Raw genomic sequence first — 25,038 nt, forward strand, 5'->3', positions numbered from 1 at the left:
ATTGAATATAACCACGAAAATTCAGTTTTATCCACGAAAATTTAAATATAACCGCGAAACCTGCTCCTGGCTCCATATTGAATTTAATAGAGCCTCTTCTCATAGCTTTCCTGAAGGGCAGCTTTTATTTTATCCCTATCCAAATCAGGCAGATTGACATGGTCGGCAAGGATTTGTGAGGGTATAGGCAAATCTTTTTTATCCAGCCATTCGCCTTGATCCCAAAGTTTAGATCGCTTAAATGCTTTTGCGCAGTGTATATAGCATTCTTCCACTTCAATAGCTATTCCCAGAATCGGATTCTTGCCTCGGGCTGCCATTTGTTCTAAAATCTCCGAATCTCTAATTATTTTCGCACGGCCATTGATTCTTAGTGTTTCCTCAAGTCCGGGAATAACAAAAACCAGGCCGGCATATGGGTTAGATAGGATATTAAGCAATGAATCAATCCTTTTATTTCCAGGCCGTTCAGGAATTACAAAAGAATGATCATTCAAAATATGCACAAATCCAGGGGCATCGCCGCGCGGGGAAGTGTCACATTTGCCCGTACTGTCAGCAGTTGAAAGAAACAACATAGGGGACTTGCCAATAAACTCCCGGCAATGATAATCCAGCTTATGTATGATTTTATTGGCTGCTGTTCTGCTGGGAGTGCCCAGCAATGAACGGAGCTCACCCTCGGAATCAACGACTCTTTTATAAACAGCATCTATCAAAATAAACCCTCCTCATAGGCTTATGTATTCAAGAAAAAAGAGGGTTTTCCCTCCTTATGTGCTATAACGGTTCTTTGAAACTTTTTTAAAAGAAAACTGTGGAATGCTGATTCCAATCAGGATAAGGACAATTCCAAAGGTTTGTGCTTCCGTGATTCTTTCTCCGAGCAGAAGCATGGCAGCAGCAACAGCGGCTGGAAGTTCTGCAGAGCCAACGATTGTGGCCAGCCCCGAATCTATGTGGGGAGAGCCAATTGCAAAGAAGATAATGGGGAAAATGGCTCCGAATAAGGCCATCAGCAGCCCGAATTTCCATAAACCTTGCAGCTGTAAGTCGGAATTTATTAAAGGAGGCCCGGAAACAGCTGCAACTAGAAGAAGGCCTCCAAGCGTAATAAAGATGCTGCGCTGAATTCCCGGGATTCCTTTTCCGGCCTTGCCGCTTGCGAAAATAAACAGTGCAAAGGTAACGGCGGATAGGAGTCCGTAAATTAGTCCGTCTGCCCTAATGGTATGGGAGCCGCCGGCAATAAGGTTGCTCGCAAAAACTGTACCAATAATCAGGAAGAGAGAAGAGATGATTTTTGCTTTGCTTGGTTTCTTTTTTTCATAAAGCGCTTCTATAAGAATGCCAATCCAGGTGAATTGGAATAACAGGACAACAGCGATGGATGCCGGGTTCCGGTCAAGGCTCATCCCATAAAGAATTCCCGTTAAGCTAAGGGAGGCACCGGTAATTAGCAGAGCGGCTGCTTGTTTAAGTGACACTTTCGTTCTATTGATAAAAGGGAAGGAAAGCATTAGCAAAAGGAGCCCAAATAAATATTGGCTGCCTGTCAGCTCGTGAACGGTATGGCCTGCCTGGAGACCAAGCTTGACAATTGATGCCAGGATGCCATAACTGCATGCGCCTAAAAAAATGAATATAGAATACTTTAAATTTGCCATTATGGAAACTCCTTTCTAAGTTGTATGAACTAATCAGGTCAATCATAACATCTCAGAGCAGCTGTTTGGGAAAAATAATTGCATAGAGAAGACCATAAAGGCATCCTCTTCCAAACATAAAGAAAGAGCCAGTGATTCTTCTCACCGACTCTTTTTCTGTATTAAATTATTCTCCTAAGTAGGCGTTTAGCATCCAAATGTGAGCATCAAGTTTTTCAATGAGCCCGATTGCAAAATCTGCTGTCACTTGGTCTTCGTGTTCTTCAGCGGCATGGGCTAATGAAATTAATTGTTCTTTTAAATGTTTATAATCTGCAGCCAAACTTGCAACCATGTTTTCTGCTTTCTTTTCACCATGGGACTCTTCCAGGGTAGCTACACTTAAGTATTCCTTCAGAGTAGCTGCCGGCGTGCCTCCAATCGCAAGCAGGCGTTCAGCTGCTTCATCGACAACTTCTGCTGCTTCATTATATAATTCCTCAAATTTTTCATGCAGGGTAAAGAAGAATGGCCCTTTTACAAACCAATGGTAACGGTGCAGTTTTGTATAAAGAACACTCCAGTTTGCAATTTGAACATTTAATGCTGAATATAATTTTTCCATTGAAAAATCCCCCTTTGAATAGCTTGTAATCTAATTATAACAGATATTAAATTAAAATCAATATCTATTTATAATAATTATAAATAATGTTTTTATAGGGAAATGTTTAAAAAGAAAAATCCCGGTTGTAAACCGGGATAAAATTACACAGTTTTATTTCTTTTTTTTAAAACAAGGTAAATAACATAAACAACAAGGATAACTAGTCCGCCGATGAGCGTTAGCAATGTAAAGTTTTCTTCGATAAACGTCTTTGCCTGTGCACCCAAAACCATAATGATGGCAGCTTCCAAAAAGAAGCGGGCTCCTCGGCCGATGATGGACCAAATGACTAAAACCCTTAGACGGATATTTGATATTCCGGCAAAAATCGTAAAGACTTTATAAGGAATAGGGGTAAATGCGGAAATTAAAATCGCCATCGCACCATACTTTGTAAAATAGTCTTCAACCTTTTGGATTCTTTCTTCAGAGATAATGTACCTTAATACAGGACGGCCAAGTTTTTTTCCGATAAACCAGCCGAGAATGGCTCCCAATACAGAAGCGGCTGTGGTAATAAAAGCGTACCAAAGCACATTATCAGGGTTGGAAATTCCCATTGGAATCAGCAGAACATCAGGTGGGATCGGAAAGAAAGAAGAATCGGCAAAGGAAACGAAAAACAAGCCAAAGACTCCGTACTCCATGAGCCATTCTTCAATTGCATGAATCATTTCAGACATTTATTTTATTCTCCTTTATAGCTTTCATAATTACACATGTGAAGTATACCACTTTTCGTGTCAGCCCGTCATGCTGGAATGGGATTGTTAGGGTGGGATATTATCCTTCTGAAATGTTTACGAATGTGGAGATCTATTCTTATAAACCCTGATAAGTATGGTAAAGTGATATGGTATCAATGAATAAGTAAAACGTTCATAAGTGAGGATTTCAAATGGAATATCTTTTATTCATTATTCTAGGGGCACTTATAAGTGTGCTCTCAGGCTTCTTTGGGGTAGGAGGGGGATTTATTTTGACCCCGACTTTAATGCTATTTGGATTTTCTCCTATAGAAGCTATTACAACGAGTTTGCTTTTTTCAATCGGAACCTCCATCTCCGGTATTTCCGCTCATATCAGGATGAAGAATATTTTGCTGAAGCAAGGCCTTATCCTCGGCATGAGCGGAATGGCTGCAACACAGGCAGCTCGGCCTTTTGTGTTCTTCCTGGAAGAAAAAGGATGGGGTGAATGGGCAGTTCCTATGTTCTATATTGTCCTGCTGTCTTACTTTGCTCTTACCATGCTTAAAAAAGGAAAGAAATCTAAATCGGGTACGGAGAACAACACTGGATGGTCTCCTTCAATTATAAAGATGATTTTAATCGGTTTTTTTGCTGGGTTTGTTTCAACCACACTGGGGGTTGGCGGAGGCTTTATAATGGTGCCTTTATCGGTTGCCTTTTTGGGATTATTGCCTAAAAAAGCAGTTGGCACCAGCTTATTTGCTATTTTATTAATCGTGACAGCAGGTTTTTTCTCGTATGCTTCCGCGATTTCCATCGATTATTGGATTGGCATTTCTTTAGTTGGTGGCGGCCTGGTCGGATCTCAATTCGGGGCGAAGCTTACTGCCTACTTCGAAAACGAAGAAATTACCTATATGCTTGGCGCTCTCTATATGGCAACGGTCGCCAGTGTCATTCTTAAATTAGTGAACTTGAATTATACAGGTCTAGTTTTAATGGCCATATTTGTCGGCGGTTTTTTAGTAAGAAGTATAGCTAAAGTAAAGCTGGCAAAGTCCCGATTTAAAGAAGAAAAGGAGAGACCATAACGGGCCTCTCCTTTTACATTTGTTCAGGCACCCTCATTCCGAGTGTTTGCATGCCTTCCGAGAGCACAATCGTGACTGCCTTTACAAGTGCTAGCCTGCCTTTAATGTCCGTATCTTTCTCTAATATTCTTACTTGTCCGTAATATTTGTTAAAGGCCTGAGCCACATCTATTAAATATTTTGCCAGGACAGATGGGGAAAGATGCTGATATGCTTGCTTAAGCTTGTCAGGATATTGATGGAGCAGTTTTATAATTTCCCAGCTATGTGAATCAGAAAGGCCACTAGGTGAAGGGCCATCTTCAGCCTTGCGCAGCAGGGAATAGGCACGAGCATTGGTGTATTGCAGATAAGGGCCGGTTTCGCCTTCGAATGTCAGCATATCTTCAAGTGAAAATTCAATATTATTCATGCGGTCATTTTTCAGATCATGGAAAAGAATGGCGCCAATTCCTACAGCTTCTGCGATGTCTTTTTTATTTTCCAAATGTGGATTCTTGTCCTCAATATTTTGCTTTGCGAGAAGGATCGCTTCATTCAGAACCTCCTCCAGAAGAATAACCCGGCCTTTTCGGGTGGACATCTTTTTGCCGTCCTTCATATAAAGGCCGAATGGGACATGTACCATGTGGTCTGCCCATTCATAGCCCAGCGTTTTTATGACACTTTTAACCTGGCGGAAATGGATGCTTTGTTCCTGTCCGACGATGTATAAGGACTGATCAAAATGATATTTCTTTTTTCTGTAAAAAGCTGCGGCGAGGTCACGTGTTGCATATAAGGTTGCACCGTCCGATTTTTTGATCAGGCAAGGAGGAAGGTCCTGATCAGGAAGTTGAACTACTTCAGCTCCGTCGGACATAACAAGCAGATTCTTGGCGCTTAGCTCCTCAATAATAGCTTCCATTTTATTATTATAAAAAGCCTCGCCGTTATAAGAATCAAATTTGATCCCAAGCATGTCATATATGCGTTCGAATTCTTTCAATGATTCTTCTCTAAACCATCCCCAGAGGCTGGCAGCTTCTTCATTGCCATTTTCGAGCTCTTTGAACCAATAACGAGCCTCATTTTCCAATCCAGGATTCTCTTCGACTTCATCATGGAACCGAATATATAAGCTAAGCAGCTCCCGGATTGGATTTTCTTTTACTCTATCCTGGTTTCCCCATTTTTTATAAGCTGTAATTAACTTGCCAAACTGGGTGCCCCAATCCCCCAAGTGATTAATCCTGACAGTTTGATAACCGCATCTATCAGCAAGATTGCCGAGTGCATTTCCAATAACTGTTGAGCGCAAATGCCCCATGGAGAAAGGCTTTGCAATGTTTGGTGATGAAAAATCGAGCACCACTGTTTTTCCGGCTCCAATTGTAAGTTTCCCATACTCTTTTCCTTCTTTGAGAATTCTTTCCATGATAATTTTGCCGGCAGCTGCTTTTGAAAAAAAGACATTAATATAAGGGCCAGCTGCTTCCGCTTTTTCAATGAGCGGGGCCCGAATCTGGCTAGCGATGTCAACTGCAATAGCTGCCGGCGATTTCCTGCATGCCTTGGCAAGCGTAAAACAAGGAAAAGCCAGATCGCCATGCTCAGGGTTTTTGGGAATTTCGATTAAAGCAGCAATCACTTCTTCAGACATCTGTCCATCCACAACAGATGCCAATTGAGCAGTGAATATTTCTTTAAAGTTCAACATAATAACACCTCCCTAAAATAAAAAAGCCCGTCTCTAAAAATAGAGACGAGCTTGAATTACCCGCGGTACCACTCTGATTGTCCATTCTAATTGAGTGGACCTCTTTTAAGAAAATTGTTAACGGGACCTTTAACCCCCGGCAAAGCCTACTCGATTTTCAGCTCTGCATCTCCAAAGTGCGCTTCGCAAAAGAATTTCCAACAGGCTTACACCGTCCCTGTCTCGCTTAAGGAATGGGTCTTTTGCTACTCTCTTCATCATGGACTCTACATATATTAATGCTATTATACTCTGCTGTAATTATTTTGCAAGAAAATTTGAATCTGTCGAAAACATATAGGTTTTATGGTGATATCGCATGCTGAAAATCAGACCCATTGCCAGCATATTTCCCATTAGCGAACTGCCCCCATAGCTTATAAATGGAAGTGGAATTCCAGTGATCGGCAGAACCTGGATTGTCATCCCGATGTTCTGGAAAACGTGGAAGGTAATCATGCTGATGATACCGACACATATATAGGTATTGAATGGGTCAGTTGTTTCCAAGGCTATTTTTGTCAAATGATAGATTAGAAGAAAAAATAGGCTGATGACAACGCTCGCTCCGAAAAAGCCGTACTCTTCTCCAATGACACTGAAAATAAAATCAGTGTGGGCATCTGGGACATACACCTGCCTGTCAGTAAAGCCTTTTCCGGAAATCAGGCCTGACCCGATTGCCATCATAGAGTTATAGAGTTGCATTCCCGCTCCTTGCTTATGGTTTACAGGATCAAGCCAGGAATAAATCCTGCTAAACTGGTAGGGGTCTACCCCCAGGTATTTCTCCAGAATCTCCGGTGCCTGTATAACAAGATAGAGAATGGTGCCGGCGATAGCTCCCAGAAAACCATAGATAGGCACAAGTATCTTCCATGATATTCCTGACACAAGAATAATTCCTGTTAGAATAGCGACAATAACCAGGGCTGTTCCAAGGTCTTCAATAATAATTAACCCTAAGGGGAGCGATGTCGCTGCCCCAAGCTTAATAAGAAGGAGAAAATCTAAACCAAGTGTCTTACTTAAATATTTTTGATTATGGTCAGTTATGATTTTGCTTAAAGCAATAATCAAAAAAACTTTTACAAACTCGGAGGGCTGAACGGAGCCTAGCCCGGGAATCACATACCAAAGAGTTGCCCCTTTGCGCTCAGGTGCTATGCTTTCCGGTGCAACAAATAATCCCAGCAATAAAATGATCCCTAAACCGTATAAGAACCAGGTAAGCTTCCTGATTTGTTCACTATCAAAATACATAACTGCAGCAACAATAATAATTCCGATTACATAGTTAACGATTTGTTTTATAACAAAGTTGCCAGCATATTGATCGGAGGATTGCCCGCTGTATATAGCGGTACAGCTAATGAGAAAAAATAGCAGCAATAGAAAACATAACGTCCAATCAATTCGATCTGAAAATCTATTAGTCTGGTCCATCCATACACACCTGGTTTCTTTACCTTTTTACATTTTTATCCTAACAAAGAAAAATGCCCCTTACAATGGCAGTTTCGATGTGATTTCTTTATTGCCCGGTATTAATTAGACGAATTAAAGAGTGTGATAGTTTCCTTCTTTTCCATAAAATATAAAGGGGCAAAGAAAAGGTTGCTTTCCGATAATTAATTTATTCATTATATTTTGAAATAATGCAAATGGGTTATATGGAAATAAAATGGGATATTTAATAATATTTTTCTAATCTGGAAAGATATTTTTTTATATTTTTGCTACAATAAGAGAAGAAAATACTCGTAATGTTAGGCAGACAGTTTCAAAGTCAGAAGCTGTTTTTTTATTGAATATACTACTCTTGTTAACGGTTCGGAGGTATCGCCATTGAAAAAAAGAAATCATACTATTCGTGATCTCATCTATATCCATCTTAATGAACAGGATCAGTATGTTATGACATATGGAATTGAATTCGCGGAGTTTGTCCACACTCTTTCAGATTCAATTAATAATCTGCTATTGCTTAAGCACCGTTTTGAACATGGCGATTACAATATGCATACGATGTTTGATTACGTGTCAAGAGACAAACTGGGAAGGCTAGTGCAAGATGATGTATACAGCTATGGCGATTTTTGCTGGATCGATTTTGAGGAAGAGGAAGCTGTAAATGAGCTTCCGGGCCAGTCGATCGCTGAGCTTCTTTACCTTGGCCATGTTAAAGAGCACTTAAAGCCGCCGTTTTACAATTATTTGAGCAATCGGTATGTGTACCTTGCCATTGATGACGGCTGGTTTAACCGTACTTATTATCGGGATCTGAATGACTTTTATCGGATGCTCGGGGAAGTGATTCCGGGTAAAATGGGGCAAATGAAAGTCGAAAAAACGCTGCTCGGCATTAAAAAGAAAAGGACGTATCCACCCATTTCAAGAGATGTCCTTCTTTCACTGAAGGCATTAATGAAAGAAGGTGCAGTCCTGTCGATAAAGGACATTGACCAGAATCGGGTGCGAATTGAAATTCCGATTTGGATTATTGGCGATTTTGCCAACATGGATGACATGTATGATGAATATGAATCCATCGTGAAGGAGCCTTGTGAAGCCAAGATTGTCTTCGATAAAAAAACAAGGGAATGGAAGATTTACTCCCGGTAGAATACTGCTTTTTTACAGCATTCAGCAAATTTCTCTTACATTTTTAATTGTATGGTGTATAATCGGAAATAGAAAAAATTCAATATGCACGAAAGAACAGGTGTCTTTTTTAAGGGAGTAAAGGACCATAGGTTATATACTCTTTTGAAGACTTAATAGGGAAGCTGGTGAAAATCCAGCGCGGTCCCGCCACTGTAAATGGGAGCTGTCTGTAAATCCACTATACTTATATGTATGGGAAGGAGCAGAACGGCAATGACCATAAGCCAGGAGACCTGCCTGATTCTAAAGCACCCTTAAACCTACGAGGATAGGGAGGTGTTTGGTCCGGCCATCAATTCTTTATGAATTAACTGAATTATGACCACACAAACATCTCCTTGCCGTTCGAGGAGATGTTTTTTTATATTGTTGGTACCAGATGTCCAGCTTCAGCGCCTCCCCCCCGAGGCCACAAGCCAAGCCTCCCAGAAAGGTAAAGAACACCTTCCCGTGAGGCTTGTCACGAGCTTGAGGCCTGCAGGATGCAGGTCATGCAGACGTGCCGCAGGACGTGGCATCTTTAGTCTGTGTTTCTGCAACAAGGTGCTTACGCTCTTCTTGGTACCACCGAATTTTGTCGAAAAGTATTGGAGGAATGAAGGATGAAGAAATTTTATTCGTTGTTATTGGCTATGATACTGGCTGCTGGAGTGCTGGCTGGATGCGGGGAGAGTGCTGAGCAGCCTAAGGAGAATGATTCAGCTAAGGAAGAACAGTCTGCTGGGGAGGAAGAATCTGAATTCCCTGTAACCATAAAGGATGCTCTTGATAATAAAGTGGTCATTGAATCTAAGCCTGAAAGAATCGTTTCCATGATTCCAAGCAACACAGAAATTGCTTTTGGATTGGGGCTGGGAGAGGAAGTTGTAGGAGTCTCCGATTTTGATAACTACCCGGCGGAAGCCACAGAGAAAGAAAAGATTGGGGGCATGGATTTTAATGTGGAGAAAATTATCTCTTTAAACCCCGACCTTGTCCTGGCTCACGCTTCCAGTGCACATAATTCCGAAGCAGGTCTTCAGCAATTAAGGGATGCTGGCGTGACAGTGCTTGTTGTAAATGATGCGAAGAGCTTTGATCAGGTTTTTGATTCCATTGAAATGGTTGGAACTGCGGCCGGAGAAAAAGAACAAGCGGAACAGCTTGTTTCGGACATGAAGAGCAAGCTTGATGAAATTAAAACAAAAGCTCAAGGCATAAAAGAAGCGAATCGTAAATCTGTATTCGTTGAAGTTTCACCTGCTCCTGAAATCTATACGGCAGGTACAAATACATTTATGGACGAGATGTTAAGTGCAATAAATGCAAAAAATATCATAACTGAAGAAGGATGGCCAAAAATGGATCCGGAAGCGATTATTGAAAGAAATCCGGATGTGATCATCACAACTCATGGTTATTACACTGAAGATGCTGTTGGCAATGTAATGAGCAGGGATGGCTGGCAGGATATAAACGCAGTGAAAAATAAGCAAGTTATCGAAGTAGATTCCGATATGGTTACCCGCTCTGGCCCGCGTATTATTGAAGGAGTCGAGGAACTTGCAAAAGCAGTATATCCGGATGTATTTAAATAATAAAATATTAGCTTATGTATTAGCGGCAGCATTTTTACTCTCTGCTATGCTGATGGGGATTTCAATTGGTACGGTATCTGTTCCCGCTATGACGATTATCAAAGTGATAGCTGCTGAGATTCTTCCATTTATTTCATTAGAAAATACAGACACTATGCATTCAAATATCATCATGAATATTCGGCTGCCGCGAGTATTGCTGGCCGGCTTAGTAGGGGCGTCTCTTGCAATTGCAGGAGCCGCCTTTCAAGGTTTATTAAGAAATCCTCTGGCAGATCCATATACAATAGGAGTATCTTCCGGAGCTTCTCTCGGTGCTGTTTTAACTTTGTTTTTAGGTTTATCTATTCCGTTTGCCGGCATGTTTACCCTGCCCTTATTCAGTATCCTTTTTTCTTTTTTAACCATTTTTGCCGTTTTGTTATTTGCTAGAAATATTGAAAGATCCATGAAAGTTGAAACGATTATTTTGACAGGAATTATTTTCAGCTCTTTTCTTGGTGCGTTCATATCCCTTATGATCGCCTTGACGGGAGAGGAGCTTAGGCAAATTATCGGATGGCTTCTTGGCAGTGTATCCATGAGGGGTTGGGCATATATTAAAATTATCATTCCCTTCTTTTTAATAGGCGCTATACTTCTTTTGGTGAACAGCAAAGAGCTTAATGCCATGTCTTTTGGAGAAGATAAGGCCCAGCATATCGGAGTGGATGTTCAGAAAAGAAAGATGATGATCCTCATAGCTGGCTCCATATTAACGGGTGCGGCCGTCGCTGTTTCAGGGACGATAGGGTTTGTTGGACTGGTCATTCCTCATCTGACCCGACTATTATGGGGGCCCGATCATAGGCATTTATTGCCTCTTTCGATTCTGATGGGAGCTGGTTTCCTAATCATTGCCGATTTGGTTTCACGTACAATCATTGCACCTACCGAGCTTCCAATAGGTGTGATTACCGCCATCATTGGTGCACCCGCGTTTGCCATTATTTTAATGAAAAGACGTACAGAAAGAAGAGGATAACCATGCTTAGCGTTCAACAAGTGACTGGCGGATATGCCACTGCACCGGTTGTGAAAAATATTAATTTTGAGGTTGGAAGAGGGGAGCTTTTCGGGATATTGGGACCGAATGGTAGCGGGAAAACCACCATCCTGAAAATGCTCAGCGGAATTTTGCCCATTAAGTCGGGTGGAATCCTGATAAAAGGTAAGAACTTGTCAGAATACACACCGAAAGAACTGGCAAGAATTATTGCAGTTCTCCCACAGCATTCTTCCCAGGCTTTTTCTTATACCGTAAAGGAAACGGTTTCGCTCGGGAGGTATGCCTATCAAAAAGGCTGGTTTCAGAACTGGACAAACGAAGATGAAGCTACGGTCAATCGTGTCATGGAACAAACGGGCATCTCCAAGTTTCAAGATCATGACATTCAGCAATTATCCGGCGGTGAAAGGCAGAGGGTTTTTTTAGCCCAGGCCCTTGCGCAGGAACCTGAAATACTATTGCTCGATGAACCCACAAACCATCTCGACTTGTCTTATCAAAAAGAGCTGCTTGACCTTCTTGCAGTATGGTCAAAAGACTGTGGGCTGACAGTCATTTCTATTTTCCATGACTTAAATCTGGCGGGGTTGTACTGCGACCGCCTATTGTTATTGGAGAATGGGGAAGTCAATATTAACCATGTCCCAAATGAGGTATTAAAAGAAGACCGGATCCGGGAGGTTTATAGGACCAGAATTGAAAAGCTTCCGCACCCAAGAGTTCCAGCCCCGCAGATGGTTCTTGTACCAGAACGCTCTCATGTTAGAGAGGAGCCTCCATTACGAATAGATGCAAACAGGCTTGAGTTAAGGGATGGATTGATTGTCCTTCGCTCACCCATTCCGCTAAGAACAATGTCATCTGGAGTAACAGGCTCTGGATCAGGATGGAATCGTATATTTATTAACAGGCATGTCAGCAAGAATTATGATTGCAGTGACCATAGGGCAGAGATGGCTGAATATGTGAGAAAGATCGGCTTTGAGCCTGGAGAAACAGTGGGGATGATGACAGCGGTATATGTGGAGGATTTTAGCTGCAAGCTTTATGAAGAAGAAACATTCTCTGTCTATATCGTTGTGACGGCTGGTGTCGGCAATGCGGTTGACGCCTCGAAAAGTGAAGTGCATTCTCATCATCTGACACCTGGAACGATCAATACATGGGTTTTCGTTAATGGAAACCTGACAGAGGAAGCTTTTATTCAATGTATCATGACTGCAACCGAGGCAAAGACAAGGGCTCTGCATGACCAGCAGGTGAAGGACTCTGTAACAGGGACGATTGCAACCGGAACATCTACAGATAGTATTTTGATTGCTGCCACTCAGCAGGGCGAGAACCTTGAGTATGCAGGAACCATTACACCGCTTGGCAAAGTGATTGGAAAAGGTGTCTATGAGTGTACAGTTATGGCGATACAGAATTCACAAAGAAGGATAAAAAAATGATCCTACATCACCTGATTGCTATTACATTAGCCTATATCATTGATATGGTGATAGGGGACCCTCCAAACTGGCCGCATCCTGTAAGGTGGATAGGTGCTTTGATATATAAACTTGAAAAATCGCTTAATAAAGGACGATGGAGAAAATTAAAAGGAGCCTGCATGCTGGCAATCGTCTTGTTGGCGGCAGGAGGGATTTCTTTTTTAATCATCAGATTTTTCTATGGAATCCACCCGGCCGCTGGCATCCTGGCAGAAGGAATCCTTATTTTCACTGCCATCGCTCAAAAAAGCTTAAAAGAAGCGGCTCTGGATGTTTACGAACCTCTGGCAAAAGGAGATATGAAAGAAGCGAGGGAAAAGCTTTCGTATATTGTTGGCAGGGATACAGATAGTCTGGATGAACCCGGGATTGTCAGGGCTGCAGTGGAAACGGTGGCTGAAAATACAAGCGATGGAATTACTGCTCCGTTATTTTGGGCATTCATTGGCGGTGCTCCGCTTGCCCTTATCTACAGGGCTATAAATACATGTGATTCCATGGTAGGTCATCGAAATGAAAGATACGGAGAATTTGGCTGGGCATCTGCAAGGATTGATGATATCGCTAACTGGATTCCCAGCAGGTTAACATCGGTTTGCATCATGCTGACCCAAAAGCCGGAACATACTTCAGCTGGAGATGCTTGGAGCATATTGCTTAGAGATGCAAGGGAGCATCCAAGTCCCAACAGCGGCTGGGGGGAAGCAGCTGTGGCAGCTCTTCTTGGCGTCCAGTTGGGGGGAATAAATTTTTATAAAGGCGTAATCTCCAACAGGGCAACAATGGGAAACCCTATGGTCCTTCTTGAAAAAGAACATATTTTAAAAAGCATATCGATTATGAAAAGGACAGTTTTCATATTTTTACTCTTACTTTGGATAGGAGGGATGCTCCTTGAAATGGCCCTCACACGGCTCTAATCCCCGGTATTTATATGAAGCTATGAATAAGAAAATGCCAGCAGAACGGATAGATTTTAGTGCGAATATAAATCCTCTTGGCCCTCCTCAGCAGTTAAAAGCCAGGTGGAATAACCTTTTTGATTATATTACAGATTACCCGGATCCTAATGCCTCTCTTTTAAAAAGCAGCTTGGCCGCTGCAGAGGGAGTAAAGGAAACGCAGATCCTGGTCGGAAATGGCGGTGCCGAGCTGATTACTCTAATTGCAAGGATGATAGCCGGAAAAAGAGTGCTGATTATTCAGCCGGCCTTTTCGGAATATGAAGAGGCTTGCAGGGTAAACGGCTGCACGGTTGCCTATCATCAGCTGGAGCCTGAAGGCTGGAACCTCGATATGGAAGCGTTATCTTTAAAACTAAAGGATGCGGACGCTCTGTTTTTCTGCAATCCAAACAACCCCACCGGTGTTTTTTATTCCTCGGGGATTGTGGAGGAACTGATAGAAAGATGCAGGGTTTATAATTGTCTGTTTGTTATGGATGAAGCTTTTTTTGACTTCGTCTGCGACTATCAATCTCTTATCCCTGTAATAAAAAGCAACATGCATGTTATAGTCTTACGCTCCATGACAAAAATGTTTTCGATTCCCGGATTGCGTCTCGGCTACTTGCTGGCAAACGAGATTTTAATTGAAAAGGTGGCTGCCCTAAAACCTCACTGGAGTGTAAATGCTCTCGCTTTAAAAGCAGGAGAGTGGTGCCTTGAAAGTGAAGAGCATGTCCAATTAACAAAGAAATTGATCAAACAGGAAAGGGATAGGCTGGCTCTTTTTTATCGGCAGCTGGATTTTTCTGTCTCCCCTTCTTCTGTGAATTTTTATTTATTGAAGGATTCCAAATTGGAGGCTCAGCTCCCTCTCTTTCAATTTTTGCTTGAAAAAGGAATAATCCCTAGGCACACGATGAATTTCCCTGGACTTGAAGGAAAATGGCTGCGTTTTGCCATTAAAGGGCCGAAAGATAATGACCGGCTGATGGAGGCGATACAGGAATGGCGGAAGGTTCGCTAATTTTTATTTCTGGGGGAGTTCGCAGCGGAAAAAGCTCCTTTGCAGAAAAGGTTGCTGCTGACCTGGCAAAACAGACTGGCGGAAACCTTCATTACATTGCTGCAGGTAAAGCGTATGACTCTGAGATGGAAGCAAGAATCCAGAGGCATAAGGAAGACCGGAGAAAAAGCGGCATGAGCTGGATAACCTGGGAGCAGCCTGCCGGGCTTGCAGAGATTTCTGAATTCTTTGGCGAAAATGATATTATTCTGTTCGATTGTTTGACAACTCTTTTAAATAATGAGCTTTTTTTGGCCGAAGACCTATGGAGGAAACAGGATTTTCAGGAGAAGGTGTCCTCTGGTATTCTGCAGGCTATTGCTGAAATCCATCAGAGGTGCAAAGCCATCATTGTTGTCAGCAATGAAGTGTTAAACGAACTGATTGGCGGGAATGAACTGGTGTTTACATATGGGGAAATGCTGGGCAGACTTCATCAAAGTATCGTGGAAATAGCTAACCAAGCATATCTCGTTGAAGCAGGCATTCCGATTCAAATGAAAGGAGAACCGGCATGAAAGGAATTATGATTCAGGGAACATCATCTGATGTCGGGAAAAGCCTGATCGCTACTGCCTTATGCCGGGCATTTGCGAACGAAGGATATCGGGTGGCTCCCTTTAAATCGCAAAATATGTGCAATTTCACATATACAACAAAGGAAGGAAAGGAAATTGGGAGAGCCCAGGGGCTCCAGGCAGAAGCAGCAAAAACTGCGGCAAGCGAGTGGATGAACCCGATCCTTTTAAAACCTAAGCCAAACCAAAAATCAGAGGTTGTTCTCCTTGGAGACCAAATCGGTACGGTTACTGGGAGAGGCTACAAGGATTCCTTCTATAAAGCAGGACTGGAAACAATTCAGATGGCCCTTGAGAAATTAGGCGGGGATTACGATCTTCTCGTTTTGGAAGGAGCGGGAAGCCCGGTCGAAATCAATTTAAAAGAAAAAGAGCTCGTCAATATGAAGGCAGCTGAGATGGCAGATGTGCCGGTGGTTTTAGTCGCCGATATTGAAAGGGGCGGAGTGTTTGCAAGCATTGTCGGAACTTTGGAGCTGCTTTCTCCAGAAGAAAGACAACGGGTACAGGGCATTATTATTAATAAATTTCACGGTAAACCCGAGCTGTTCGAGGATGGAATCAAGTGGATTGAAGATAAAACAAAGCTTCCTGTAATTGGTGTACTTCCATACATAAATAATCATCACATTCCAGTTGAGGATTCACTCTCCAGCTTTGATAGTAATGAGGCTGAGGGGGAAGTGGCCGATAAAAGGTATGATGAACTGGCCAAGGGTATGCTGAAGCATCTTGATTGGGAAAAGCTGAAGGAAATCGTATTTAATTGGAGAACCAGCGATGAAATCGCTTAAGGGATTATTGATCAATCTTCAATTTTTCACAAGCATCCCTATATCGATAGCCCTTCCGATGGACAGGGATCATCTTGAGAAGGCGATTAGAACATTTCCGCTAGTTGGACTGTTTCAGGGCAGCCTTTATGCCTTTATTCTTTATACTTTTCTTGAATGGTCTCCTTTTTCAATTTTAGCAGCTGCATTTACAGTTTGGCTCGCAGGAATAGTACTGACTGGCGGCATTCATTTGGACGGGTGGATGGATACGAGCGATGCCTTTTTTTCTTATCGCGATCGGAAAAAAAGGCTCGAAATCATGAGTGATCCGAGAACAGGAGCATTTGGTGTGTTATCCGTACTTGTTTTATTAAGCGCTCGCTTTCTGTTCATCTATGAAATTATCCTGCTGGCAAGTTCTGTATCTTACTTTTTAATAGCCTTGATCCCTTTTTTCGGAAAAATGATGATGGGAATACTGCTGCTGAAGGTTAAGGCCGCCAAGGAGGATGGCCTCGGATTCTTATTTCAGCAGGCGGCTTCCGGTAAAACTTTGTATATCTATCCCATCTATCTGCTGATAATTGCCGGAGCAGCGGGACTGCTTATGGAACCAGCTCTGTTTGGAGTTCTTATAATGATAGTGATTTCCGTGCTGCTTTTCTTTTTCCTATCAAAAAAAGTTAATACATGGTTTGGTGGCATGACAGGAGATGTCCTGGGTGCAAGTGTAGAAGGAACGGAGGTTTTACTATGGATGGCTGTGTGGCTATTGCACTATTTCGCCATGGGTTGACAGAGGCCAATAAGCGGCATGCCTACCTTGGCTGGACGGATTCCCCACTATGCCCCATCGATAAGGAAAAAATAGCTGAAGTTCCTGCCGGTTATGAATTGGTTCAATCCAGTGATTTAGGAAGGTGTCAGCAAACAGCTAAAATGCTCTTTCCAAGAAACAAACTGGAAATAAGCAAAGAATGGCGGGAATGTTATTTTGGCAATTGGGAAGGCAGAACCTATGAAGAATTAAAAGATGATGCCGATTATCAAAGATGGCTAGAAGCCCCTTTTTTAGAAAAGGTGCCCGGAGGGGAATCATTCGAGGAATTTTCGGAACGGGTTGATAGGGGCTGGGAAAAGCTGATTAATAGAATGCTGGAAGATGGGATTCGGAAAGCAGCACTTGTAACGCATGGCGGTGTGATCCGGTACCTGTTAAGCAAATATGGACCTGATGGCAAAAAATTCTGGGAATGGCATATCCTCTTTGGAAAAGGATACGAGCTTGTATGGAATCAGGAAGAGTTAAGGAGGGGTGAGAGATGCACTTTGTTACGGGTGGCGCCTTTAACGGAAAATCCAGATGGGTGAGGAATTTTTATCAGCTGGAGAATGTTCCGTGCCAGTGGGTCTCTGCCTACAAGGGTGAAACAGTCACTGATTCTCATAAAAATGGTCTTGTTGTAATGGAGGGCATTGAGGTTTGGATCCGGGATTGGTTAAAGGAATCAGGTGACAATGAGGTTCGAACCAGATGGCAGAATCATCTAAGGGAGTGGCTTGATTGGGAAAAAGAAGATATCCATAGAGAAATTATTCTAATAGGAACGGATATTACTAAAGGCATTGTTCCCATGGAAGCAGAAGACAGAAAGTGGCGGGATATAACTGGCTGGGCCTATCAGGATACCGCAGTCCTTTCTGACAGGGTAGATTTAATCTGGTATGGCATAAGCCGAAAAATAAAATGAAATGGGGAATTTGTTTATGAAGCTTTATACACGAACAGGTGATGAGGGGAAAACGAGCATTATCGGAGGCAGAGTGGAGAAGGATGATGTAAGGGTTGAGGCATATGGAACAGTGGATGAAGTAAATTGCTTTGTCGGTCAGGCCATGACACAGCTTGATTCAGCTGTTTTTCTGGATGTTTTGGCAGATCTGGAAAAGATTCAGCACGAGCTTTTTGACTGCGGCGGAGACTTGGCAAATGTCTCGAAGAATCGGGAGTTGAAGCTGACCAAGGAATCGATTGATTATTTGGAAGCTAAAATCGATGCATTCATTGAGGAAGCACCTAAGCTGGAAAGGTTTATTTTGCCTGGAGGAACTCCTGCTTCTGCATCTATCCATATAGCAAGAACGGTAACGAGAAGAGCGGAAAGATTGGTTGTGTCATTAAGGAAGGCAGATCCGGAGACTTCTGCAGTTGCCTTAAAATACTTGAACCGATTATCCGATTATTTCTTCGCCCTGGCAAGAGTCATTAATTTCCGCATGAACGAAAAAGATGTTGAGTATGTACGAAGCGCGAAAGTATTCCGGGAAGGAAAGCGCAAGGAGGATAAATAAATGAAAAGCATGAGAATGGCCATGGCTGGAATGCTGGTTGCTTTGACAGCTGTTGGAGCAGCTATTAAAGTCCCTGCAATTATTGGGACCGTGGCTCTGGACGCCTTTCCTGCTCTGCTTGCAGCTGTTTTGCTTGGCGGATCTGGCGGAGCTATTGTTGCCTCGATTGGCCATCTGATTTCCGCAATGATTGGCGGTATGCCGCTTGGTCCGCTTCATTTCCTCATTGCTGGAGAAATGGCTTTGTTAGCCTTTGTGTTTGGCTTTCTATTCCGGAGAGGCAAGCGCTGGCAGGCTGGGATGCTATTTGTGCTAGGCAATGCTTTTGCTGCGCCGCTCCCTTTTATATTTTTGATGGGCAAAGCTTTTTACCTGGCAATTGTGCCTTCCTTATTTATAGGTTCCGTTTTAAATACGGCTATTGCTTATATAGCGATACCAAGGCTGGCAAGGTTTGTCGAACCTTATTTTTCTAAAACGGGTGAAGGGCAATGAGGGATGTACTAATCTTTCCTGTCAGTTCAGAGGAGTCCATAGTCATTGCCAGTGATAACAGCGGCGCAATTGGCGAAAAAGACCAGGACGCAGTTAAAGTGTCTTATGAAACTGTTGCTTACTATTCCTTTCGTGTTGCAGTCATGGAGTGTTTGTCAGCAGGAGCAGAGCCCTTTGCGGTTATTCTGCAGAATTTTTGCGGAGATGGTGCCTGGGAAGGTCTAGTTAAAGGAATTAAACGTGGTGTTGGCGAATTGGGTATCGGCGACCTTGAGATTAGCGGCAGCACTGAAAGCAACTTTGCCCTGCAGCAGTCTGCTGTTGGATTATCTGTTCTTGGAAAAAAGAAGGGGAATGGCGGTACAGAGAAAATCGCTTATAATGATCAAACAGTCATTGCTGTCATTGGTTCTCCTTTAGTTGGAGAAGAGGTAATCAGGAGAGAGTCTGAGGCTGCTCCCCTGAATCTTTTCCAGGAGGTGAATTCCCTTGGTGATGTTGTGACTCTTCCGGTTGGGTCAAAGGGTATCCTTGCAGAGCTTAATGGGCTGTTTTTCAGTAAGGTGTTCAGTGACATGGATTTAAAAACAGATTTGGATATTCATAAATCGGCAGGCCCATCTACTTGCTTTATAGCCGTCTTTCCTCAAGAGAACGCGGAGGAGATTAGGCTGCTGGCAGGAAGTTATTTTTATCTATTGGCAGAAGGGTTTTGAAAAATATAATGCCTACTGTATATGTGACGGGACATGGTGAAACAGAATGGAATAAAGAAAAAAGAATGCAGGGGCACCTCGATTCGGATTTAACCGGAAAAGGAAAGCCGGAGGCATTGTTGTTAGGGGAAAACTGAAAGACATAAACTTTAAGCGTATCAATTCCTGGCAATCGGACATTGCATAAGGCAGAGCTGGTAAAAGAAAAAAGCCGGTGCCGATTGAAACTGATGAAAGATTAATGGAGATTGATCTAGGAGCCTGGCAGGGACAAAACGAATTTGAGATAAAAGAGAGAGATCCGGGAAAGTATGATGCCTGCTGGAATAGGCCTGCATCTTACGAAAGTGTTGGGGGAGAATGCTTTCTTGATGTAGCAAACCGTGTCGGAGCGTTTTAAATCGATTTAGAAAAAACGATACCTTCAGGCATTGTTCTGGTTGTCAAGCATACAGCGGGAGTGAAAGCTCTCTTTATGCTTTGCCGTAATGCTTCCGTTGAGCGTATTTGGGATCCGCCATTCATCCATGGAACAAGCCTTACCATTTTAAGAATACATAGTGATAAAAAAGAATTCCTCGTAGAAGGATGCATGGCAGATTGCAAGCAGGCCCGCCGGAAAGCGAGCCTGCTTTTTATTTTAGCGGGATTTTAACCCTTTCATTCTTCTCAGAGGAAACCATTCGGATGCTATTAATAAAAAGGCACCCGGGAACCCGGATGCCCAAACTTTATTTCTTAATTGAATGCTGATCAACTATTCTGCCATCTCTTGTTTTGACTATCAGATTTATACCTTGGTCATCTATGGAAACATTAGTATAGACCTGAGTGTCTTCATCAAAGTATACATCCATATATGGCTGTGGTGTTGCTGCGTAGAACTTTTTCCCGGTTGATCCGGCTATCACATAGGTGGTGCCGTTTTCTGCTTTTTCTCCATTTTTGAGCGGGAAGGTGCGTACATAGGAATGATCATGGCCGGATATTGCAAGGTCAATATCCAATTCATCAAATATAGATGGCCATACTTCTTTTACCATCTCACTTCCGCCTGCTGGATTCGAATAATATGGGGAGCGATGGTAAACAACAATCTTCCACTTTTTATCTGTTCCAGCCATATCCTCTTTCAGCCATTCGGCTTGCTCGAGAAGGCCTTCTTTTGAAGTTTCAGTATTCATGACAGCGAAATGTGCATTTCCATAATCAAAGGAATACACAGTACCTTTAAATTTCTCTGGTCCATTCTGAGGTAATTTAAATAGATGCTTGAAGGTTTCCACGCCCGTCCCAATGTTTTCATGGTTGCCAACAGCTGGAACAAACGGTGTGGAAGGTGCCAACTTAGGGTTTTTCATGGATTCAAAGAAAGCATTCCAATGGGTGTAAAGGTTACCATCATCAATCATATCCCCAACGTGAAGCATGAAAGAAGCATCCGGATCTTCCTGTTTGGCTTTTTGGAAGAGCTCTGTGAAAATTCCAAAGCCATTTTCTGTCTGATTAGGTGGAGCCTGTGTGTCTCCCATTAAGATAAAGCTAAATGGATTATTATCTCTGCTTCTTGCAGTAAAAGCTGCCGTTTCACTCCAGCCTTCTTCTGAACCATCACCAGCACGATAGGTATACGAGGTGTTCCGTTTCAGTCCATTAATAGAGGCTGAATGGACCTGAACTTCACCAGCATCAAAAGCATACTCACTGCTTTTGCCTTTTACTGTTTTTACTTCCTTGCCTTCAAAGCCTGACTTCTCATAGTGTTCGGTTTCAACAAGCTCAACAACCGAATTTGCCGTCAGGGGAGAAGTCGTCCAGGTGATATTCATGCTGTTGCCTTGCTCGCTAAATGTTAGGTTTAAACGCTCTGGTTTTTGTGAGCCGAGATGTTCAAGCACTTTTACATTGGTAATAAAACTGTATTTCTGTTCCTTTTGGACTTGAATAATAAGATCAGAAGGAATGATAGAAAGGCGGTCCGTTTTTATTTTCCCTTCCTGATCTGTTGTTCCAAGAATCCAAGGAGAAACCTCGACATCTTTTGTCTTCAGCCATCCTTCAAAATGTCCGTATTTCACCTTTGTCCAATCGCCTTGCTGTTGCTCGACCACTGCACTGGCGTGTTTGCTCAGCAGTGCAATGGTTTTGCTGCCCATATCAGGGCTTTCATAAAGAGCAGATTCTTTTTCCTTCACATTAGCCAGTTTATGGTTAGGTGATAAAACCTTAACTGCAGCACCATTTACCGCTTTTCCATCTTCACTTTTCACGGTGATGTTGGCGTCAAACCCTACAGACGCACGGTCTACATCTATTTTATAGTGAGCCTTTAAAACAGCCTTGATATCAGGCATATAAATAGACACAGGTTCTTTACGTTCTTGCAGTACCGAAGTGCCTTCAACAAATTTTATTTCAATAGGCTCGATACTATTAGCCGGGATGAGGAAAGGAAGCCTTCCGAGTTCTTTAATTTCTTGAGCCCCTTCAATATTCTGGATGTCCTTAAGCTCCAGATAAATTTGGCCGTCTTTTGTTATTTCGTTTTTTGCAATATGCTCTTCCGATATTCTATTATCGAGCAAAACCTTATCTTGTTGAGGCTGAACCTTCTTGTTATCAAAACTAAAATGCAGTTTTAGTGTTTTCATATTATGCAGCTGGTTTGTTTGAAGCAGAACTTCATAAGGGCTGCCCAAATACGCTTCTGTTTCAAAGACAGGCTTTAATCCAGTGCTGCCGCTGTCAATTTCAAATTGCCAGACCCGTTCGCTTTCGTTTCCGAAATGATCTTGGACAATAACTCTAACCTCATGATAGCCATCCAAAAGTGGCTGTGAAGGAGTATGGGCAATTTCACCAGTCTCTTCATTAAATTCTGGCATTACACCATTGCCATCAAGGTACATTTTTATTCGTGATGGGTTGATGCCTGTTCCGTTTTCATTATCCTTTGCAACTGCACTAATCTTAAGCTCGTTAGCAGGGATCACTTCATTTTCAGCAGGATATATTTGTGAAATTTCCGGATTCATTAAGTCATCATTTGTTTCTCCATAAACGGCCCGGATATTGTCAACATAGATGGCTCCGGCATTTTTATTATCATTGCTTGTTTCCATCAGACGGACAGCAAGATCAAGCTTTAAAGGAGTTTCCTTTCCGGGAGGAACGCTTGCCTCGACATATTTCCAGCCCTTCCAATCCATATTTGTTTCAAAGTCAATTGGAAAAGCATTATTATTCCCATCCCTTAACTGAGAACGCAGCCAATGGCCGTTGCCGTCTCCATATACCCACATTCCGATGGTTTCCGGATAGTCCTCAATAATGATATCTTCCTTCGGATAGGCATAAGCTCCGGATGTTCCGATTGTTCCAGTAAAATCATACTTTAGTTCAAGTGCATGGTTTCCAAAACGTGCAGGTTCTGGGTAGGTAGTTTGCCGAATAGCAACCGATTGATAACGGGCACCGCTGAAAGTCCATTGGTCCAGTCCATTTTCAAAGGTTTCCAATATCACCGGCATTTTGCCGACCTGAATATTAATTGTATCGGATTTATCGCCATAGCGTACTGTAATGGAGCCTTCTGCTGTTTCACGAGAAGCTTTAAACACGCCATTTTTATCTACAGAACCTATATCACCAATAATTTCCCATTTAAAGTTTGAGGGATTTGCATGAACCGCTCTTCCATTTAAGATAGCTTTTACGTCTAATTTAATTTCATCTCCGCGTTTAACTGTAAGGGTATCCTGCGGAAGCTGGAGATCGGACAATTGGTTTACTATAGTTATTTCAGATGCACCTTTGGCGCCTGATAAACCTGCAAGCAATTGTCCGGACATTGGGCCTTCTCCCGCTGTGAAGATTCCATCCGCTGAAATGGTGCCAAGAGCTTGATCAGACATACTCCAGTTTGGCTCTTTGGTTATTTGTACTGGGTTAAAGGCCGTGTCCATGCCTTTTGCATTAAAATCGTAAGTGCTTCCGGCGAGCATTAATAAATGGTCTGGCTGGACAGCAAGCTGCTGAAGTTCACCTTGCGGAGCTGTGGATACGACAAGAAAAGAGTTTGCAACGCCCCGCTCATTCCCGTCAGAAGGCTGGTTGCCAAGCGATAGTCCATCCTCTCCGTTTGTCCGCGATAAGTAGGTGGAGGATCCGCCGCCATCTAGATTTAATGCTTCAACGGCACCAAGTTCATAAAGTAAGTCTCTTAACTCAAAAACAGTAACCCCTTCCGAGTAACCGGGCTGTCTTCCATCCAGTACAAGAAAGAAAATGCTGCCGTCTGCCTTTATGGCTGCAGCAGTTCTTGGTGCTCTTGTTGTTGTGAAGGAGCTTTCAGCAAACTGGACCTTTTGCCCGTTTTTAATAAGAGTAATGCGTCCGCCCAATGCTTGTTTAACATCTTCCCAGCCGGCAGCGACCTCTGTTTTAAGCTCTATTTCCTCTCCGGAGGCCAATGTTTTCAACTTTTCTGAGGCAGTGCCGCTTCCTGAAAGTATAAGTTTTCCATCGGGAATTTCAGAGTTCCCCTGGTTTACCATCACTTTTTCAACTTTAGCAGTAAGGGTGCCGGGCTCGCGGATATCGCCGGATACTTCACTGAGTAGTACCTCGGTGCCTTCATGATTTGTGCCTGTCATTTTCATATTAGAAGTGTACACAGCCAGCTGATTGGCTCCCCGTGTGCCGTTCAGACTATGAATCTTTGTTTCTATTTCCCTAATTACGGCTGAAAATGAAGGATTTGGATAGCCGATGATAGCTTTTCCATTTTCCTTTATTCCAAAGGTTTCGGTATTGGAGGCCTTTAGAATTTTCCCTTCATGAATAACGGGGCCTAAGGGGATTCCATTGGCTGTATTAAAAAAATCTCCATTAACGCCTCCTACCACAACGTGCCCCGGTTTGGAAACAGAGGAAGCCTGTTCACTGACAGTCTGCATGCCAAAGTCCTTCCCGTTTGGAAGTCCGGCCTCAATATGTATGTCCGGGTTGTCAGTATTGATATTCATGATAAATATTTCCTGTCTGCCAGCTTCGCTATTAATAGTCATCTCAGTCTCGTGTACACCTGTAGCTACAGGCCTTGTCCATTCCTCAATTACCGATCCAAGCGAAAAGGAAGCTGCTGATGCTGTTTTCTGGTCTAACGGTTTATGAAAAAGAAAGGACTGCGAAGCTAGCAATATAGCTAAAAAATAAAAGAAGCCCTTTTTAATAAGATACAAAATAAATTACCTCCCTTAGAAATGGTTTATGTATCTTTAGCGTATCAGCGGAAGTTTAACTAGAGGTGTAGAGGGTGTAAAGTTCAGGTAAATAAACCCAGTAAAAAGTTGTGAAATGTTAGAAAGGTACAGAACAGTATGTCAGAAGAAGAGCGGGGTTATGAATTAGTAAAAATATCCCTCCTTTTTCCAATGAATTCTTATATGTCAGAAAATAACATTAAAAAAGCTAGTTGTCTATACCAATTG

General features: G+C 42.6%; 25 protein-coding genes, 1 riboswitch and 1 other annotated feature. Of the genes, 18 read left to right on the forward strand and 7 right to left on the reverse strand.

Annotated features, from left to right (window positions below; translation table 11 throughout):
* Positions 1 to 83 precede the first annotated feature (83 nt).
* The 4 genes from DFO73_RS24065 to DFO73_RS24080 form a co-directional block, all read right to left on the reverse strand.
* On the reverse strand, positions 84 to 719 hold the full coding sequence (locus tag DFO73_RS24065) for a pyridoxamine 5'-phosphate oxidase family protein (protein WP_110067237.1): 636 nt from the start codon (positions 717 to 719) through the stop codon (positions 84 to 86).
* A 54-nt stretch (positions 720 to 773) separates the two neighbouring features.
* Positions 774 to 1,667: an EamA family transporter gene (locus DFO73_RS24070; protein ID WP_110067238.1), complete on the reverse strand. Its 894-nt coding sequence runs from the start codon at positions 1,665 to 1,667 to the stop codon at positions 774 to 776.
* Between the two features lie 166 nt (positions 1,668 to 1,833).
* Positions 1,834 to 2,271, reverse strand: a complete 438-nt coding sequence (locus DFO73_RS24075; protein WP_110067239.1) for a Dps family protein — start codon at positions 2,269 to 2,271, stop codon at positions 1,834 to 1,836.
* 143 nt (positions 2,272 to 2,414) lie between these two features.
* Positions 2,415 to 2,996 carry a YqaA family protein gene (locus DFO73_RS24080; RefSeq protein ID WP_110067240.1) on the reverse strand — a complete coding sequence of 194 codons (582 nt, stop codon included), beginning with the start codon at positions 2,994 to 2,996 and terminating at the stop codon, positions 2,415 to 2,417.
* Positions 2,997 to 3,211: 215 nt separating this feature from the next.
* Here DFO73_RS24080 and DFO73_RS24085 point away from each other — a divergent pair, with 215 nt between their 5' ends.
* Positions 3,212 to 4,096, forward strand: coding sequence for a sulfite exporter TauE/SafE family protein (locus tag DFO73_RS24085; RefSeq protein WP_110067241.1), 885 nt, complete (start codon positions 3,212 to 3,214; stop codon positions 4,094 to 4,096).
* Positions 4,097 to 4,109: 13 nt separating this feature from the next.
* Here the strand turns inward: DFO73_RS24085 and argS are convergent, their stop codons facing one another.
* Both argS and DFO73_RS24095 read right to left on the reverse strand, forming a co-directional pair.
* Positions 4,110 to 5,795, reverse strand: a complete 1,686-nt coding sequence (gene argS / locus DFO73_RS24090) for an arginine--tRNA ligase (RefSeq protein WP_110067242.1) — start codon at positions 5,793 to 5,795, stop codon at positions 4,110 to 4,112.
* A gap of 38 nt (positions 5,796 to 5,833) precedes the next feature.
* Positions 5,834 to 6,065: a binding site (T-box leader), on the reverse strand.
* A 30-nt stretch (positions 6,066 to 6,095) separates the two neighbouring features.
* Positions 6,096 to 7,280, reverse strand: a complete 1,185-nt coding sequence (locus DFO73_RS24095; RefSeq protein WP_110067243.1) for an FtsW/RodA/SpoVE family cell cycle protein — start codon at positions 7,278 to 7,280, stop codon at positions 6,096 to 6,098.
* Positions 7,281 to 7,682: 402 nt separating this feature from the next.
* Here DFO73_RS24095 and DFO73_RS24100 point away from each other — a divergent pair, with 402 nt between their 5' ends.
* The 17 genes from DFO73_RS24100 to DFO73_RS29520 all read left to right on the forward strand — a co-directional run bounded on the left by DFO73_RS24100 (position 7,683) and on the right by DFO73_RS29520 (position 20,201).
* Entirely contained in the window at positions 7,683 to 8,459 is a 777-nt protein-coding gene (locus tag DFO73_RS24100) for a hypothetical protein (protein ID WP_110067244.1), read from the forward strand.
* 110 nt (positions 8,460 to 8,569) lie between these two features.
* Positions 8,570 to 8,756: riboswitch (cobalamin riboswitch) on the forward strand.
* Between the two features lie 347 nt (positions 8,757 to 9,103).
* Positions 9,104 to 10,078, forward strand: a complete 975-nt coding sequence (locus DFO73_RS24105) for an ABC transporter substrate-binding protein (RefSeq protein WP_110067245.1) — start codon at positions 9,104 to 9,106, stop codon at positions 10,076 to 10,078.
* Positions 10,044 to 11,102 (forward strand): FecCD family ABC transporter permease, encoded by a 1,059-nt coding sequence (locus DFO73_RS24110; protein WP_110067246.1) that lies wholly within the window; start codon positions 10,044 to 10,046, stop codon positions 11,100 to 11,102. The genes DFO73_RS24105 and DFO73_RS24110 overlap by 35 nt, the downstream gene beginning before the upstream one ends.
* Before the next feature lie 2 nt (positions 11,103 to 11,104).
* Complete coding sequence (locus tag DFO73_RS24115; protein WP_110067247.1) at positions 11,105 to 12,577, forward strand: adenosylcobinamide amidohydrolase; 1,473 nt, start codon at positions 11,105 to 11,107, stop codon at positions 12,575 to 12,577.
* The gene (gene cbiB / locus DFO73_RS24120) at positions 12,574 to 13,539 is read left to right on the forward strand and encodes an adenosylcobinamide-phosphate synthase CbiB (protein ID WP_110067286.1); all 966 of its coding nucleotides are present in this window, start codon (positions 12,574 to 12,576) and stop codon (positions 13,537 to 13,539) included. The genes DFO73_RS24115 and cbiB overlap by 4 nt, the downstream gene beginning before the upstream one ends.
* The gene (cobD, locus tag DFO73_RS24125; RefSeq protein WP_110067248.1) at positions 13,514 to 14,590 is read left to right on the forward strand and encodes a threonine-phosphate decarboxylase CobD; all 1,077 of its coding nucleotides are present in this window, start codon (positions 13,514 to 13,516) and stop codon (positions 14,588 to 14,590) included. The genes cbiB and cobD overlap by 26 nt, the downstream gene beginning before the upstream one ends.
* Positions 14,572 to 15,147 carry a bifunctional adenosylcobinamide kinase/adenosylcobinamide-phosphate guanylyltransferase gene (locus DFO73_RS24130; RefSeq protein WP_110067249.1) on the forward strand — a complete coding sequence of 192 codons (576 nt, stop codon included), beginning with the start codon at positions 14,572 to 14,574 and terminating at the stop codon, positions 15,145 to 15,147. Before cobD ends, DFO73_RS24130 begins: the two co-directional genes overlap by 19 nt.
* A complete protein-coding gene (locus DFO73_RS24135; RefSeq protein ID WP_110067250.1) occupies positions 15,144 to 16,001 on the forward strand; it encodes a cobyric acid synthase in 858 nt (285 codons plus the stop codon). Before DFO73_RS24130 ends, DFO73_RS24135 begins: the two co-directional genes overlap by 4 nt.
* Positions 15,988 to 16,779 (forward strand): adenosylcobinamide-GDP ribazoletransferase, encoded by a 792-nt coding sequence (gene cobS / locus DFO73_RS24140; RefSeq protein ID WP_110067251.1) that lies wholly within the window; start codon positions 15,988 to 15,990, stop codon positions 16,777 to 16,779. The genes DFO73_RS24135 and cobS overlap by 14 nt, the downstream gene beginning before the upstream one ends.
* Positions 16,737 to 17,354 carry a histidine phosphatase family protein gene (locus tag DFO73_RS24145; RefSeq protein ID WP_110067252.1) on the forward strand — a complete coding sequence of 206 codons (618 nt, stop codon included), beginning with the start codon at positions 16,737 to 16,739 and terminating at the stop codon, positions 17,352 to 17,354. Before cobS ends, DFO73_RS24145 begins: the two co-directional genes overlap by 43 nt.
* Positions 17,306 to 17,734 (forward strand): bifunctional adenosylcobinamide kinase/adenosylcobinamide-phosphate guanylyltransferase, encoded by a 429-nt coding sequence (locus tag DFO73_RS24150; RefSeq protein ID WP_110067253.1) that lies wholly within the window; start codon positions 17,306 to 17,308, stop codon positions 17,732 to 17,734. The genes DFO73_RS24145 and DFO73_RS24150 overlap by 49 nt, the downstream gene beginning before the upstream one ends.
* A 16-nt stretch (positions 17,735 to 17,750) precedes the next feature.
* Positions 17,751 to 18,335, forward strand: coding sequence for a cob(I)yrinic acid a,c-diamide adenosyltransferase (locus DFO73_RS24155; protein ID WP_110067254.1), 585 nt, complete (start codon positions 17,751 to 17,753; stop codon positions 18,333 to 18,335).
* Entirely contained in the window at positions 18,336 to 18,830 is a 495-nt protein-coding gene (locus DFO73_RS24160; RefSeq protein WP_110067255.1) for an ECF transporter S component, read from the forward strand.
* A complete protein-coding gene (locus DFO73_RS24165) occupies positions 18,827 to 19,546 on the forward strand; it encodes an ATP-binding protein (RefSeq protein WP_110067256.1) in 720 nt (239 codons plus the stop codon). Before DFO73_RS24160 ends, DFO73_RS24165 begins: the two co-directional genes overlap by 4 nt.
* Positions 19,543 to 19,683 carry a histidine phosphatase family protein gene (locus tag DFO73_RS29510; protein WP_258309734.1) on the forward strand — a complete coding sequence of 47 codons (141 nt, stop codon included), beginning with the start codon at positions 19,543 to 19,545 and terminating at the stop codon, positions 19,681 to 19,683. The genes DFO73_RS24165 and DFO73_RS29510 overlap by 4 nt, the downstream gene beginning before the upstream one ends.
* Before the next feature lie 77 nt (positions 19,684 to 19,760).
* Positions 19,761 to 19,946 (forward strand): histidine phosphatase family protein, encoded by a 186-nt coding sequence (locus DFO73_RS29515; protein ID WP_258309735.1) that lies wholly within the window; start codon positions 19,761 to 19,763, stop codon positions 19,944 to 19,946.
* Between the two features lie 75 nt (positions 19,947 to 20,021).
* Positions 20,022 to 20,201 carry a hypothetical protein gene (locus DFO73_RS29520; RefSeq protein ID WP_258309736.1) on the forward strand — a complete coding sequence of 60 codons (180 nt, stop codon included), beginning with the start codon at positions 20,022 to 20,024 and terminating at the stop codon, positions 20,199 to 20,201.
* A gap of 76 nt (positions 20,202 to 20,277) precedes the next feature.
* Here the strand turns inward: DFO73_RS29520 and DFO73_RS24175 are convergent, their stop codons facing one another.
* Positions 20,278 to 24,789 carry a phosphodiester glycosidase family protein gene (locus DFO73_RS24175; protein ID WP_110067257.1) on the reverse strand — a complete coding sequence of 1,504 codons (4,512 nt, stop codon included), beginning with the start codon at positions 24,787 to 24,789 and terminating at the stop codon, positions 20,278 to 20,280.
* Positions 24,790 to 25,038: the final 249 nt, after the last annotated feature.

Origin of the sequence: Cytobacillus oceanisediminis, from assembly GCF_003182355.1 — a bacterium.
Classification (GTDB): domain Bacteria; phylum Bacillota; class Bacilli; order Bacillales; family Cytobacillaceae; genus Cytobacillus; species Cytobacillus oceanisediminis_A.

Excerpts from the sequence above, each read along its gene's own strand:
- DFO73_RS24070 (WP_110067238.1), bottom strand. The coding sequence starts at position 1,667 with ATGGCAAATTTAAAGTATTCTATATTCATTTTTTTAGGCGCATGCAGT.
- DFO73_RS24075 (WP_110067239.1), bottom strand. The coding sequence starts at position 2,271 with ATGGAAAAATTATATTCAGCATTAAATGTTCAAATTGCAAACTGGAGT.
- DFO73_RS24080 (WP_110067240.1), bottom strand. The coding sequence starts at position 2,996 with ATGTCTGAAATGATTCATGCAATTGAAGAATGGCTCATGGAGTACGGA.
- DFO73_RS24085 (WP_110067241.1), top strand. The coding sequence starts at position 3,212 with ATGGAATATCTTTTATTCATTATTCTAGGGGCACTTATAAGTGTGCTC.
- argS (WP_110067242.1), bottom strand. The coding sequence starts at position 5,795 with ATGTTGAACTTTAAAGAAATATTCACTGCTCAATTGGCATCTGTTGTG.
- DFO73_RS24095 (WP_110067243.1), bottom strand. The coding sequence starts at position 7,280 with ATGGACCAGACTAATAGATTTTCAGATCGAATTGATTGGACGTTATGT.
- DFO73_RS24105 (WP_110067245.1), top strand. The coding sequence starts at position 9,104 with ATGAAGAAATTTTATTCGTTGTTATTGGCTATGATACTGGCTGCTGGA.
- DFO73_RS24115 (WP_110067247.1), top strand. The coding sequence starts at position 11,105 with ATGCTTAGCGTTCAACAAGTGACTGGCGGATATGCCACTGCACCGGTT.
- cbiB (WP_110067286.1), top strand. The coding sequence starts at position 12,574 with ATGATCCTACATCACCTGATTGCTATTACATTAGCCTATATCATTGAT.
- DFO73_RS24130 (WP_110067249.1), top strand. The coding sequence starts at position 14,572 with ATGGCGGAAGGTTCGCTAATTTTTATTTCTGGGGGAGTTCGCAGCGGA.
- DFO73_RS24135 (WP_110067250.1), top strand. The coding sequence starts at position 15,144 with ATGAAAGGAATTATGATTCAGGGAACATCATCTGATGTCGGGAAAAGC.
- cobS (WP_110067251.1), top strand. The coding sequence starts at position 15,988 with ATGAAATCGCTTAAGGGATTATTGATCAATCTTCAATTTTTCACAAGC.
- DFO73_RS24145 (WP_110067252.1), top strand. The coding sequence starts at position 16,737 with ATGGATGGCTGTGTGGCTATTGCACTATTTCGCCATGGGTTGACAGAG.
- DFO73_RS24150 (WP_110067253.1), top strand. The coding sequence starts at position 17,306 with ATGCACTTTGTTACGGGTGGCGCCTTTAACGGAAAATCCAGATGGGTG.
- DFO73_RS24155 (WP_110067254.1), top strand. The coding sequence starts at position 17,751 with ATGAAGCTTTATACACGAACAGGTGATGAGGGGAAAACGAGCATTATC.
- DFO73_RS24160 (WP_110067255.1), top strand. The coding sequence starts at position 18,336 with ATGAAAAGCATGAGAATGGCCATGGCTGGAATGCTGGTTGCTTTGACA.
- DFO73_RS24165 (WP_110067256.1), top strand. The coding sequence starts at position 18,827 with ATGAGGGATGTACTAATCTTTCCTGTCAGTTCAGAGGAGTCCATAGTC.
- DFO73_RS29520 (WP_258309736.1), top strand. The coding sequence starts at position 20,022 with ATGCTTTGCCGTAATGCTTCCGTTGAGCGTATTTGGGATCCGCCATTC.